The sequence below is a fragment of the Rhizobium sp. ERR 1071 genome, assembly GCF_007828675.1.
GTDB lineage: Bacteria > Pseudomonadota > Alphaproteobacteria > Rhizobiales > Rhizobiaceae > Rhizobium > Rhizobium dioscoreae.
In genome coordinates this window covers 15,748-28,578 of sequence record NZ_VITM01000014.1, presented here as the reverse complement: position 1 = coordinate 28,578, position 12,831 = coordinate 15,748, and the positions used below count along the sequence as shown (strand labels likewise).

Sequence of the window (12,831 nt, the reverse complement as noted above, 5' to 3'; positions counted from 1 at the left end):
GGTCGCGCGCTGATAATCTGCGGCGGCGCTGTCAGTGCTGGGCGTGAATGCGGCTGCGCGCTCGCGCAGAGGGTTATTTAGATCGCGTCTTTACGACCTCGTGGGCGTCAGCGAAGGCGGCTCGGACAACTTCAAGCACCTCATCCGATAGCGAAGGGTTTGCCTTGGCCACAGCCCTCGAAATGGCGAGAGCGCCGATTTCAGCAGCAGTAGCGGCGAGCGCAAGTCTTCGCCGGTCGCCCTCGGGGATCGAAGGTTCGAGAGAGCCTTCGTTCATTGCAGCCCAAGTCAGGAACGCGCTGGTGAAACTCTCGCTGACGGCCTCGTCATGGTGGCTGATTTCACTGACGGACGCGGCCATCGGACAACCGTCGGACACCTTCTCGCGCATATAGGGAGAAAGGTATCCGTCGAGCAGTTCCTCGAACGCCAACTGTCGGTCGCCGATCCATTCACGCGTGGCATCCATGTTGGCGGCGAAGCCATGTGAAAATGCCGCTGCGGCGAGCTCATCCTTCGACTTGAAATGCGCGTAGAGCGCGCCGTGCGTGAGCCCCGCTTCCTTGGCGACCTCTGCTACGCCTACTCCATCGATCCCCCGCTCCCGAAAGAGACGGCTGGCCGCGCAGAGAAGCGCGTCGCGGTTCTCCGCCGCCTTCTCCTTGGAAACACGCATGAAAAACTCTCCGGTTCAAACTGTCGAATTTTTTAGTTGCGATCACAATTAAAGTCAAGTAGTGCTGCCAATCGCGATACATTGCGATCGCAATTAAAATATGCCAAAGGAGAAACAGGCATGCGTTACAAACTTTTCGGCCAGCACACAGGTCTGCGCGTTTCCGAGCTGGTGCTCGGCACCGGCATGCTCGGTACGGGCTGGGGCTATGGTCAGGAGCGCGATGAATCCCGTCGCATCCTCGACGCCTATGCAGATGCAGGCGGCAACTTCATCGATACGGCGGGCGTCTATCAGGGCGGTCAATCGGAAGAAATCATCGGCGATGCGTTGGTCGGCCGTCGTGACGATTTCGTCGTCGCCACCAAGTATACGATGCCCGCCGGCGCAAAGGGCAGCATCCTCGTCACCGGCAATAGCCGCAAGGCGATGGTCGTTTCGGTTGAGGACAGCCTGAAGCGGCTTAAGAGCGACTATATCGATATTCTGTTCGTTCACATGTCGGACGGTGTGACGCCGGCCGAAGAGATTGTGCGCGGTTTCGACGACCTCGTTCGGGCAGGCAAGGTCCTCTATGCTGGTCTGTCGAACTTCCCCGCGTGGCGTGCCGCGCGCGCCGTCACCATCGCGGAGCTGCGCGGTGCGGCTCCGATTGCCGGCCTCCAGTTCGAGCACAGCCTGGTAGTCCGCTCCAGTGAGCAGGAGCTGCTTGCTGCCGGCCAATCGCTCGGCCTCGGTATGGTCTCGTGGTCGCCGCTTGGCGGCGGCCTTCTTACCGGCAAGTACCGCCAGGGCGAAACCGGCCGCAAGGAAGGAATGGGCGGCAACGTCTTCCAGCAGGAGAATTCGCCGCAGCGCACGGCGATCCTCGATACCCTCATCGAAGTCGCGAGCGAGCTGGACGTCGCGCCAGGTGAAGCCGCGATCGCCTGGGTCGCTGCCAAGGGCACGCTGCCGATCATCGGTCCCCGCACCGTCGAGCAGCTCAAGTCGAACCTCGACGCCGCAAAGGTCACTCTGTCGACGGAGCAGATCGCGCGCCTGGATCAGGTCAGCGCGATCCCGACGGCCTTCCCCTACAACGTCCTCGAGGGCGCTCGTCCGGGCTATACCGGCGGCAAGGTCGAAGAGTTCACGGCTCCCGCAATTTCCGCCGCCTGATCCGGGCCGGCGATGAACCGAGGTCCTCGACTTTGTCTCCTCAGGCGAAGGGCCGGTATTCCGGACGTACGCCTTTGATTGCATGGCGAGGACCGTCCCGCCGTCCGGCGGGCTCTCTCGCTGCGATTACCGCGCTTCGCCTAAAGGGAGTTCGAAGAAGTCACGCAATGCGGCCAGGTGGCATTCGGCGCGTGGATCAGCTCGTTGTCGCAGCTCTTGAGTAGATTCGAACCGTTGGCTCCCAAATTGGACTGCCCAAGGCGCTGAAAATTCGGCTCTGCGGCATAAAGGACATTTATGAAACTAGGATGCGGTTTCGGGATTAGGGGGACCGCTGATGTCGAGGAAGCAATTGGCCGCCGTATAGCGAAGTTACCCAACGCGCTGCACAAACTCGAAAGCGAGCGGGTTCATCAGACAGGTTTACCCTGCTTCTCGATGGCGCGTACGCATATAGTCCCTGACGACCTACGCATCAGACAATGATCTCAATTCCCGCCACGCCAGCTTTGCCAATTCAAAACCGATACCTGGAATTTCTGGAAGGTTCGTGTGACCCTCGGCAACTACCGCGCCTTCAAAAAGCCCATTAAATGGGTGAAACGCGAAGGGGGTCACCTCAGCGCCAGCAAGACCCAGCGCCGAGGTCACGTGAAGCGCAAAGAGATGTCCCCCGTGCGGCCAAAAGGCATTGGACGACCATCCGAGCGATGTGAAGAGTTCGACGATTTGCAGGTAGCCCGGAAGTCCATAGCAATGGACAGGATCGAAAACGAGAACATCTCTGCCACGGCGCAATCCACCATGCTCAGCAAGCAGCTTTGCTTCAGACAGCGAAAACAGCGCTTCGCCCGCAGCAACAGCCGGCTCGTAGACTTTGGCCAGATGAGATTGCGTCCGAAAGTCGAGCGGGTCGCAAGCATCTTCAAACCAATTAAGCTGGAACGGCGCCAACATTGCTGCAGCCCTTAAGCTCTGAACAGCGTCGTAGGCGTTGAGCGCGTCGACTGAAAGGCTCTCTGGGCCTGCCAATTGCCGTGAAGCAATTTCGATGCGCAACTGATCCTGTGCAAGGCTTGTCTGGCCGATCTTGATCTTGGCCTGCTGATATCCGAGATCGACAAAGCGGCGAATTTCGTCCGAAAGCTTCGCGAGATCGTCAGATGGATATAAATAGCCACCTGAGGCATAGACACGAACGCGGGGCGACGAGAAAACGTCGCGACCGAGACATTTCGCGAGATGCCTGTAGAGCGGCAATCCTGCAATCTTGGCGGCAGCGTCCCAGATCGCCATGTCTAGCGTTCCGATGGCGACGCATCGTTCTCCGTGCCCGCCCAGCTTTTCACCAGCCATCATCACCCTCCAAGCGCGAAAGGGGTCGAGATTGCCGTCTTCACCAATAATCTCATCAGGGTCCGCTTCCAGCAGACGCGAAGCGAAGCGCTCGCGGATCAGCCCACTCTGCCCGAAACGGCCGACTGATGCATAACCGTAACCAACGACGCGGCGACCTTCACGAATGACATCGGTCTCGATCGCTACGACGCTAGTTGTTAGAGTCGTCCCTCGTGACACCGTATCGGCATATCGCGAAACGGGGATCAGTCGATCCTTAATAGCGACGATCTTCATTTGGTTACTCCTCTTGATCGGTGTGCGACCCTGAAGACAGTGGGTGCTAGAGGTTGGTCAATGTCGCGTGGCCGACATGTCGGCGGAATAACTAGACGTCAACTTGATGACTACAGCCCAGCTTTGAAATGCATGTGACGAAGCACTGGATTTCGCCCACAATCCGTCATCCGTCGCTCTTGGTTGTAGGCTCGCTACGCGCCTGGCCACGTCGCACCGCCAGTTCAAGTACCGCGCGCGGTATATCAAGTGGTCGTTTGTCACCCGTGACAAGCGCAGCCGCAGGCGCCATCCATGGATGCGCGAAGGTAACGATATCGGCGCCCGCCTGGTATTCGCTTCTGGCTGATGCGGCGATTGCCTCAAGACAACCTTCCTGATCGCCAGCCTTGAAAAGGTTCCAGACTTGCGGCAGGTGGATGACAGCCAGCTGGACTTTTCCTTCCCTCGCCTCCTGTTCGTAGATGCGACGCGTTGATGCAAGCGCAGATTCCGCCGCGCACAGAACCGATATTTTTCCACTCATTGCCGCAACCAGACGCGGCAACGCCATATCTGCCCGCAGGATTGGTATAGCGGCATCCTGAAGTCCATCTACGGTCGGCCCGAGTGTCGCGCAGGTCAGCACAACAACATCGGACTGCGATGCCAGGGCTTGCAGACGCTCGATCGTCTGCGACCTCAGATCGTCGGTCAGGGCTCCACGCTCTTCGACCGCCTCACGGAGATCGGCCCGCAATTCGTGCCGGATGTTTTGAGGAGACAGGCCCGTCGCAACCGCGGCCTCGTCGAACAGCGGCTGGTTGGCCGCGACCGTGTGAAGGAAGGAAATTCGCAAGTTCGCCTTTTCCTTCGCCGATGATGTTTCAGACATGAAGTGTCCCTTCAATCGTGTCGTTGCGGCATCGTCGCCGTTCGTCTCGTGAACCAGGCGCCCCAGAAGAGGCTCGAGAAGAATCGCAGCGGCGCCTCGAAGCCGGCGTCGGCAATAAGTGCGGCGACCGCCTCTTCGGACCGGGGCGGTTCGGCGCCTTGCAGGATGCGGTCCATCTTCGCGCGCACCTCGTCGGGGCCGGCGCCGTTCATTCGCCACCGCTGCGCCCAGGCGGCCAGCAGCAGCGGTTCGGAGCTGTAGGCGCGATAGTTTCCGGCGAGCACGAGCGGCGCGCCGGCTTTCAGCCTTTCCGCAAGTTCGGCCATGATATTGCGCTTCGCGATCTCCCCCGGCAGATGATGCAGAACGCCGACCATGATGGCTGCGTCGTAGGAGGCATCGCCGGGGATATCCGCAAGGCTGCCCTCGATGAATTCGACACGCTCAGCGAGCCCGGCTTGCGCGAGGTTGGCGCGCGCCACCTCCGCCATGGACGGCGAGGGATCGACCGCGACGAAGGTCCAGGACGGCTCCAGCCTGGCGGCCGCGATGATTTCGCCGGCCGTTCCGCCGGCACCGACGACCAGAATGCGCGGGGCTTGCACATCTATTGCCGAAGCCGCCAGCATGCAGGCGCAGAGCTCGTGACAGGCATCGTATCCTGCCAGCGCAATGCGGCTCTGGCGGCCATATTCATCGGCGCGCGACTGATCGAATTTGGAGGAGGAACTGCCTGTCATGAAATCCACATCAACAATTGCCGTCACGGCTGGAATGGCCGCCGAAAAGAGATTATTCAGATTAAAGGCAGAATTTCAGAAAAATACATGATCGAACGTTCGGACACGCTTCAAAAGCATGATCGCCTTGCGGCCTTCCTCAAAGCCTATGGACTCCGGGCCGATTATCGCGGCCACGGCGAGGGCGCCAACCTTCTGATCGTCGATAGCGAAGATGCCGGAGCACCGACCCATCTGATCTACCGGCCGCGTTCGGCCGGCATGTCCGTACGGGGCATGACGGTGCTGGCGGCGGCGGCCATCGATTTCAGCGAGACCCTGAATCCGCTTGTAGGCGCCCTGCCGGATGAATTGCGCTTCAGTCTGGCGCTGGAGCCGCAATTGCGCGGACTGGCCGATCTGATCGTTTCGGAGAGCATCGATAGACGCTGCGGCGGCGGCACCATCCATGCGCGGCTCTGCGAGGTGGTCGTTGTTCTTGCGATCCGCAAGGCGCTGGCGGTCGGCACGGTCCATGCGGGGCTGCTGGCGGGGCTGGCCCATCGAGAGCTTCATCCCTGCCTGGTGGCCATGCACGAAGACCCGGCGCGGCGCTGGCATATAGGCGATCTCGCCAGTATCGCCGGCATGAAGCGCGGCCGTTTTATCGACACCTTCACCAAAACCATCGGCCAGCCGCCGGCCACCTACTTAACGGATTGGCGTCTTGCGCTGGGCCGGGCGCAACTACGTTCCGGCAGGAGCGTCAAGGTTGTCGCCGCAGCCGTCGGATTTGGTAGTGCTGAGGCCTTTTCCCGATCATTCAGTCGCAAACACGGCTATCCGCCGAGCCGGGAGGCAATGGCGCCCTAACACGCAGACACCCCAACATTGCGGTGCGACGCAGGCATGTCCACGCCCACGCCCCTCTTCGATCCGCCTTCATCGACTTGCGTCATCAATCGTCGGCCATGCTTCAGACGTCCCGATAATCGGGATGCTGGAACGGATGGGCCGCCGCGAATTGCGGCAATTCGAAGCAGCGTTTGCCGAGAGCGGCGACCTGCGGAAAGCGGGACAGGTCCTGCTTGTAGAGGTCCGCCGTCACGATCTGGCCAGCGATGCAGATGTCGGCGATCGTCGGCGTTTCTCCGAGGGCGAAGGGTGCCGGCGGGCGTCGGGTCAGGAGCCGCTCGTAGGTCGCGAGCCCTTCCGATGCCCAATGACTGCACCAAGACTTGACGGCTTCCGCATCGGCACCGAGCTGCTTGGCGAGATATCCCCGCACGCGTGGCACGACCAATGGATGGGCATCGGCGGCGGCAACCATGGCAAGCGCGCGGGCGTAGGCACGTTCCCGCGTATCAATCGGAACCAGTCGCGGCTCTGACTGAATCTCGTCCAGATATTCGATAATCGGGAGCGACTGGAACATGGCGTGCCCGTCATGCACGAATGTCGGCACGGCATGTCCGGCATTCACATCGGCGTAGCCTGGATCGAACTGACGGCCGGACAGGATGTCGATCTCGATCTCCTCGACGGCCAGTTTTTTCAGGGCGAGTGCGACACGAACGCGAAAGGCGGCATTAGAGCGCCAGAAAGTGTAAAGCTGCATTGGCAATGGATCATTCCTTTTATTTTGGGCGAGGTTAGACGAGTTGGTCGCGCAGGTCAGTTTGCGAATGTGCAAGGCGGGATTTCCGCGTTGCGGCCGGATTCGCCGTCACTGCATCAATCCTCGGTTCCGTAAAGCTCGGCGGCAAGATCTCTCGCCTGACGCGCGACGGCGGTAACCCCGAAGCTTGTGACAAGGAGATCGTTGTCCAGGCTGCTAATATCGTACCATCCCGCTTCCAGGGCATCGTCGCCGGCAATCGGTTCCCCCTCCCGCCAGCGGCAAAGCGTAGCGACAAGGACGTAGTGCTCCCGAACGCTTCCATAGAGATTGTGGTCAAAGGCATCCACCGCCGTGAAGATCGGCCCGGCATCGGCTTGCACGCACGTTTCCTCGAACAATTCCCGCACGGCCGCCTGCGCGAGCGGTTCGCCGAATTCGATTTTACCGCCGGGAAAGCCCCATAGGCCGGCGTCCGGCGGGTTGGCGCGGCGAACCAGCAGAACAAATCCGTCGCGGATCACCACCGCGAGAACCGCCGGGATGGGTCTGCGGATGTTCAAGGGATTGCCGCCATACGAAGGCTGTCATGCAGCTTTTCCAGCGCGCGATAGTCGATCTTGCCATTCGCGTTGACGGGCAGATCGGCAATGAAATGCATTTCCCTCGGCAGCATGTAATATGGCAGCAGCCCCCGGAGCCCGGCCTTGATCTCATCGGTGAATACCTGGCGGCCGGCGATAAACCCGACAATGATCGCGTCCGAACCACCCTCCTGTTTCAGTCGGACAATCGCCGCGACCTGCTCCGTCCCGGCAGCCTTCGCCAACGCAGCTTCGACGTCCTGCAGTTCTATGCGATAGCCGAGTATCTTCACCTGGCGATCGACGCGGCCGGCGAAAATGATGCCATGTTGAGGGTCCCAACGTCCCAGATCGCCGGTTCGATACCAGCGCTGGCCGGCCTGAAACGCGAATTTCTCCGCGGTCAACGCGGGGGCGTTCCAATACCCCTCCGTCATCTGGGGGCCCGAAAGCCATATCTCGCCGGTATCACCGGCCTGCACCTCCCCACCATCGGCATCCCTGATCGATATCCGTTGGCCGTCGATCGGCCAGCCGATCGGCGTTACCGATCCCTGATAGAAGTCCTGCGGATCGACGCGGTAGTGGGATGTGTGGATGGTGCTCTCGGTCGGGCCATACATATTGTAGAGCGCGGCGCTTGGTGCTGCCACGTGCCACTTGCGGCTGAGGGAAACAGGCAATGCTTCGCCGGCGAAAAGACTATATTTCAGCGATGGCATCGAATCCGGCGAGACGAGACCGAGTTCGATCGCCTTTGCCGCCGCGGAGGGAACGATCAGGCAGGCAGTTATTTCATGGGTTCTGATCAGCCGCGGCGCGAGGATCGCCCCGTTCTGCGGGGCGACGACGAGCTCGGCGCCATTCAACCAGCACAGCATCATATCGTGCACCGACAGATCGAACGTCAGGTCGGCCGCCTGCAGGACGCGATCGCTGCAATCGATTGGAATCAGCCGGTGAACAGCGTCGATATACGATGTCAGATTGCCGGCGCTGATCGGCACGCCTTTTGGAACGCCTGTGGTTCCCGAGGTGAAGAGAAGATAGGCAATGGTTTCGGTTGTCAGGGCACGGCGCGAAACGAAGGTATCGAATGCGTCTCCGCTTGCCGCTTGTTCCGGCGGGGGATCGATGCCCAGGACCGGCAAGCTGGTTGCGGCGGGACCGATCTGCCGGATCGCCTCGTCCGCGACATTGCGGTCGACGAGAAGCGCTGCCGCTGCCGAGGACGACAGAATCTGGCTGTTTCGGGCCTCCGGGAAGGCGACATTGAGGGGAACATAACCGCAGCCGGCCAGCAGGATTCCGAGAATCGAGGCGTAGGTCGCGAAGGACCGCTCCCCGTAGACGGCAATGAGCTGACCGGGTTTGACGCCCTCCGCCTCCAGACGCCCGCAGACACCGACGGCGACGGAAAACAACTCCTTGTAGGAAGCCCGGACACCGGCCGCCGTGATTGCAGGCCGCTCGCGGAATTGCCTGGCGCTCGCCAAAAGCCGTTGATCGAGCGTCATGTCAGCTTCCGTTCGATCAAGCTTCCGTCTTGGTTTGTCATGGCTTTATCCTTCTTGCGCCGATCGGTGGCCGCGCTGTCCGAAGTCACGAATAGATGTCGCTATAGAGTTCCAGCGGATCCGGCATCGGGCTGGTCTTGGCGAAATTGACTGCTTCGGCGATGATCTCCTTGATCTCCTTTTCGATCAGCCTGACGTCCGCTTCCGTCGCATGTCCCTCTTCGAGAATGCGGGAGCGGGAGCGGTTGATCGGATCGTTGTCGTTCTTGACCTTTTCGACCTCTTCGCGGGAACGATACTTCGCCGGGTCGGACATCGAATGCCCGCGATAGCGATAGGTCAGCATTTCCAGGATGATCGGCCCGTTGCCTGCCCGCGCATGTTCGACCGCCTTCGTTCCCGCCGCGCGGACCGCGCGCACGTCCATGGCGTCCACCTGCTCGCCCGGAATGTTGAAGGACAGGCCGCGTTGCGACAGGTTGAGATTGGCCGAGGCGCGCTCGACGCTGGTGCCCATGCCGTAATGATTGTTTTCGATGATGTAGACCACCGGCAGGCCCCAAACCTTCGCCATGTTGAAGCTTTCGTAGACCTGCCCCTGATTGGAGGCTCCGTCGCCGAAATATGTCAGGCAGACGCGATCATTGCCGCGATATTTGTTGGCGAATGCCAGCCCTGTGCCGATCGAAGCCTGTGCGCCCACGATGCCGTGGCCGCCGTAGAAACCTCTCTTGGGATCGAAGATGTGCATTGAACCGCCCTTGCCCTTCGAGGCGCCGGCCATGCGGCCGGTCAGTTCCGCCAGCACCACTCTGGGATCCATGCCCGACATCAGCGCGTGGCCGTGGTCGCGATAGGCAGTGATCACCTGATCGCCTTCGCCTATCGTCATCTGCATTCCGACGACCACGGCCTCCTGCCCGATATAGAGATGGCAGAAGCCGGCAATCAGACCTTCGCCGTACATCTGGCCGCATCGCTCCTCGAAGCGGCGGATGAGCAGCATGTCTCGGAAGGCCTTCAACTCTTCATGCCTGGAAAAGACGAAATTCTGGTCGGCATTCAGCTTGGGCATCTTCATTCCTTTTTAGATGACATAAACGACCGCACGGGGCTCAACTACTTGAAAGCTTGAGGCCGATGATCCCGCCAAGGGTGACGGCGAGCCAGAACAGACGGACGGCCGTTGCGGGCTCGCGGAATACCACGATGCCGACAACGATAGATCCGATGGCGCCTATGCCGGTCCAGACGGCGTATGCCGTGCCGAGCGGCAGGGTCTGCAGGGCTTTGCCGAGACAGAAAATGAAGGCGGCGAGCAGGGCGAGGGAAAGAATGGACCAGCCCGGACGGCTGTAGCCTGCGGCCATCTTCACGCTAATGGACCAGCCGACATCGAGCACCCCTGATATGACGAGCAACATCCAAGCCATGCCTGCCGCATTCTCCATCGTCTTGGTTCCCGCGTTTCGGCTGCCGGCATTTTCACTCGGCAGCCGCTGTGATGATAGGAATGTCCGCCCCGCAACGCTCGTTGTGGTTTGGCAAGCGGGCTTTGCCGTTGGGCAATTGCGGAGCAGCGGGGCGCTTTCCTTTCGGAAAGGCGGATTTGCAATTTTGCAAGAAGACGCGTGCGGACCATGGCGGTACTGTCCGAAGACAGGCGATGCGCCTGTTTTTGTGAAACCCGCCTTTCCGTTTTGCAATTCCTCAATTTGGAAGGCTTGGCATATTTGCGAGGTGGAAAGACGTGAAGGACTGGAACGAGTTCAGAATTGTGCTGGCGATCGGACGTGCCGGATCGCTGGTGGGCGCCGCCAGGGATCTTGGCCACGACCATTCGACCATCTTCCGCTGGCTGAACGCCCTCGAGCAAAGAAGGGGCGTCAAGCTCTTCGATCGGACGATGAACCGCTACGTCCCCACTGACGCCGGTGTCCAGATGATCATGGCCGCCGAGCGGCTCGAAGCAGAAATCATGACGCTCGATCGATCCATCGCTGGCCAGGACAACAGGCTTCTGGGCAAACTCAAGATTACTTCGTCAGAGACGCTCGCCTATCGTATTCTCAACGAGGTGCTCGCCGATTTTCGTCGCGAGCACGATGGTATCGAACTGGAATTGCTGGTCGACAACAGGCAACTCGATCTGTTGCGTCGGGAGGCCGACGTCGCCATTCGGGCGACGCGCCCGCATGAAGGCGAACTGTTCGGCCGCAAGATCGCATCGACACCTTGGACCTTTTACGGGAGCAGCGCTTACCTTGCCGAGCGGGGGCATCCCGCGGATATTGCCTCGCTCTCCAACCACGTCGTTGTCGGCTGGGACAGCGGCGCGATTGCCGCGGCATCCATGTGGCTGACCGAGAACATCTCTCCGCGCGCCTTCGCCTATCGTTCGAGCAGCCTCATCAACCAGCTGATGGCTGTGAAGGCGGGCGTGGGGCTGGCGCTGCTTCCCTGCTATCTCGGCGATCCCGAACCCGATATCGAACGCATTCAGGAACCGCTGCCGGAGCTTACCCGCGAACTCTGGCTGATAACGCATAAGGATCTGCGCAGCACGGCGCGCGTTCGCGCTTTCTTCGATCACGTGGGCAGCGGCCTGCTCGCGCGCCGCGCGCTGCTGGAGGGAAGGCGCGGCGGGCACCAGGCCAGGGACGAAGAAAGGCATGAGGCAGCTCGGTCCGCAGGCTGAGGCCCCGGCTCGGCCGTCGACGCTAGTTGCGCAGGCCCTCGGTGGCCATTGTCTTGCATACCGCCGGCCTCTGGGCGATCGTCGACAGGTAATGCGAGAGGTTGACCCACGGGCTAAGATCGAGATTGCGTCCCTTCGACCAGTTCATGATGGTGAAGCAATAGGCGTCTGCGATAGTGAAGCGGCCTCCGACAAGATAACTTTCGGAGGCGAAATGCCTGTCCAGAAAGTCGAAACGCTCGCGCAGCCTTTCCCTTGCGACCTCTGCGGCCTGCGCGCCATATTCCGGGTGGAACAGCCACGGGCTGAAGGTCTTGTGCAGCTCGGAACTAACGAAGGTCAGCCATTCATGCAGGCGATAGTGCTCGAAACTGTCGGGCGCGGGCTTAAGCATCGCCTCCGGCTTCAGATCGGCAAGGAAATGCAGGATGGCGACGCCTTCCGTCAGCACGCGGCCATCGTCGAGCTCCAATATCGGCACAACGCCCTTCTCGTTGACCTGCTTCAAGCTGCGGCCGTCCTCGATCCGGTGCGGTTCGCTGCGAATGTCGACCCTCGTCAACGTCAGCGGAATTTCGGCCTCGGCGGCGACGATATGGGCGGCCATAGAGCAGACTCCCGGTGCATAATAGAGCTTCATTCCTGTTCTCCCGTTTGTTTCCGGCACCGCAATGATAGGCGATGATCAGAAGTACGGGTTGTTGGATGATGGCAAGCATCGGTTGCCGTTCGGCAAAAGGACTGCGTTTCGCAAAAGACGATGGCAACGGCCCGCTCGACGGTCTCGGGCACCCGCGCATGCGCTTCCTGCTCCGTCATCAAGCCGAGCAGCCGCTCGCGGTGTGTGCCGCTCAGGAAGAGGTCAAGCAGCGAGCGCGCGAGCTGCGGCGTGTCGTGGCTCGGGATATCACCGCGATCGATGAGCGCTTGGTTGAGGATTGTTACACCTCTTTGAAAGCCGCTTGCGAAGAAGGTTCGACTCAGTTCGGGCATACGGTCTGCGGTTGCAATCACGGTTCTACCGGCAAGGATCGCCGGCTCGGTGGTCATCAAGCGCGCGAATGTCACGCCGAAGCCGACCAGCCACGCCGCATCGGCCTTGCCCGCGGGGTGCCTGCTGACTAGCGATTGAAAGAGGCCATCATGGATCGCCTCGCAGACGGCGCGGAACAGGGCTTCCTTGCCCTCGAAATATGCGTAGATCGTGCCCTTGGAGACGCCGGCCTCCTGCCGCAGCTCATCGACGGAGGTGCGATCGAACCCGCGCGTGAAAAATATGCGCTCCGCCGCTGCCAGGATCTGGGCGCGCTTTTCTGTATTCCTATGCGTGTCTTTTCGTGCCATGCGTC

At 60.6% G+C, this 12,831-nt stretch carries 14 protein-coding genes; 3 read left to right on the top strand and 11 right to left on the bottom strand.

What is annotated here, in order from left to right; genetic code table 11:
• Window positions 1-73 precede the first annotated feature (73 nt).
• Window positions 74-676: a TetR/AcrR family transcriptional regulator gene (locus FBZ99_RS29230; RefSeq protein ID WP_145636390.1), complete on the bottom strand. Its 603-nt coding sequence runs from the start codon at window positions 674-676 to the stop codon at window positions 74-76.
• A gap of 120 nt (window positions 677-796) precedes the next feature.
• On the opposite strand from FBZ99_RS29230, the gene FBZ99_RS29225 reads away from it, so the two are divergent.
• Window positions 797-1,837 (top strand): aldo/keto reductase, encoded by a 1,041-nt coding sequence (locus tag FBZ99_RS29225; protein ID WP_145636389.1) that lies wholly within the window; start codon window positions 797-799, stop codon window positions 1,835-1,837.
• Between the two features lie 468 nt (window positions 1,838-2,305).
• Here the strand turns inward: FBZ99_RS29225 and FBZ99_RS29220 are convergent, their stop codons facing one another.
• The 3 genes from FBZ99_RS29220 to FBZ99_RS29210 all read right to left on the bottom strand — a co-directional run bounded on the left by FBZ99_RS29220 (window position 2,306) and on the right by FBZ99_RS29210 (window position 5,086).
• On the bottom strand, window positions 2,306-3,472 hold the full coding sequence (locus FBZ99_RS29220; RefSeq protein ID WP_145636387.1) for an enolase C-terminal domain-like protein: 1,167 nt from the start codon (window positions 3,470-3,472) through the stop codon (window positions 2,306-2,308).
• Between the two features lie 166 nt (window positions 3,473-3,638).
• Window positions 3,639-4,346, bottom strand: coding sequence for an Asp/Glu racemase (locus FBZ99_RS29215; protein ID WP_210248401.1), 708 nt, complete (start codon window positions 4,344-4,346; stop codon window positions 3,639-3,641).
• An 11-nt stretch (window positions 4,347-4,357) separates the two neighbouring features.
• A complete protein-coding gene (locus tag FBZ99_RS29210; RefSeq protein ID WP_145636385.1) occupies window positions 4,358-5,086 on the bottom strand; it encodes an SAM-dependent methyltransferase in 729 nt (242 codons plus the stop codon).
• A gap of 87 nt (window positions 5,087-5,173) precedes the next feature.
• Between FBZ99_RS29210 and FBZ99_RS29205 the strand changes: the two genes are divergently transcribed.
• On the top strand, window positions 5,174-5,938 hold the full coding sequence (locus FBZ99_RS29205) for a helix-turn-helix transcriptional regulator (RefSeq protein ID WP_145636382.1): 765 nt from the start codon (window positions 5,174-5,176) through the stop codon (window positions 5,936-5,938).
• A 103-nt stretch (window positions 5,939-6,041) separates the two neighbouring features.
• Here the strand turns inward: FBZ99_RS29205 and maiA are convergent, their stop codons facing one another.
• From maiA to FBZ99_RS29180, 5 genes are all read right to left on the bottom strand, one after another.
• Window positions 6,042-6,683, bottom strand: a complete 642-nt coding sequence (gene maiA, locus FBZ99_RS29200; protein ID WP_145636379.1) for a maleylacetoacetate isomerase — start codon at window positions 6,681-6,683, stop codon at window positions 6,042-6,044.
• 116 nt (window positions 6,684-6,799) lie between these two features.
• Complete coding sequence (locus FBZ99_RS29195) at window positions 6,800-7,246, bottom strand: NUDIX hydrolase (RefSeq protein WP_145636377.1); 447 nt, start codon at window positions 7,244-7,246, stop codon at window positions 6,800-6,802.
• Window positions 7,243-8,784, bottom strand: a complete 1,542-nt coding sequence (locus FBZ99_RS29190) for an amino acid adenylation domain-containing protein (RefSeq protein WP_145636375.1) — start codon at window positions 8,782-8,784, stop codon at window positions 7,243-7,245. Before FBZ99_RS29190 ends, FBZ99_RS29195 begins: the two co-directional genes overlap by 4 nt.
• An 85-nt stretch (window positions 8,785-8,869) precedes the next feature.
• Window positions 8,870-9,865, bottom strand: coding sequence for a pyruvate dehydrogenase (acetyl-transferring) E1 component subunit alpha (gene pdhA, locus FBZ99_RS29185; protein WP_145636373.1), 996 nt, complete (start codon window positions 9,863-9,865; stop codon window positions 8,870-8,872).
• 34 nt (window positions 9,866-9,899) lie between these two features.
• On the bottom strand, window positions 9,900-10,217 hold the full coding sequence (locus FBZ99_RS29180; RefSeq protein ID WP_145636371.1) for a DMT family transporter: 318 nt from the start codon (window positions 10,215-10,217) through the stop codon (window positions 9,900-9,902).
• A gap of 317 nt (window positions 10,218-10,534) precedes the next feature.
• Here FBZ99_RS29180 and FBZ99_RS29175 point away from each other — a divergent pair, with 317 nt between their 5' ends.
• Window positions 10,535-11,482 (top strand): LysR family transcriptional regulator, encoded by a 948-nt coding sequence (locus FBZ99_RS29175; RefSeq protein WP_145636368.1) that lies wholly within the window; start codon window positions 10,535-10,537, stop codon window positions 11,480-11,482.
• Between the two features lie 22 nt (window positions 11,483-11,504).
• Here the strand turns inward: FBZ99_RS29175 and gstA are convergent, their stop codons facing one another.
• Together gstA and FBZ99_RS29165 are read right to left on the bottom strand one after the other, a co-directional pair.
• On the bottom strand, window positions 11,505-12,122 hold the full coding sequence (gstA, locus tag FBZ99_RS29170) for a glutathione transferase GstA (RefSeq protein ID WP_145636366.1): 618 nt from the start codon (window positions 12,120-12,122) through the stop codon (window positions 11,505-11,507).
• The gene (locus FBZ99_RS29165) at window positions 12,119-12,826 is read right to left on the bottom strand and encodes a TetR/AcrR family transcriptional regulator (protein WP_145636364.1); all 708 of its coding nucleotides are present in this window, start codon (window positions 12,824-12,826) and stop codon (window positions 12,119-12,121) included. Before FBZ99_RS29165 ends, gstA begins: the two co-directional genes overlap by 4 nt.
• Between the last annotated feature and the right edge of the window lie 5 nt (window positions 12,827-12,831).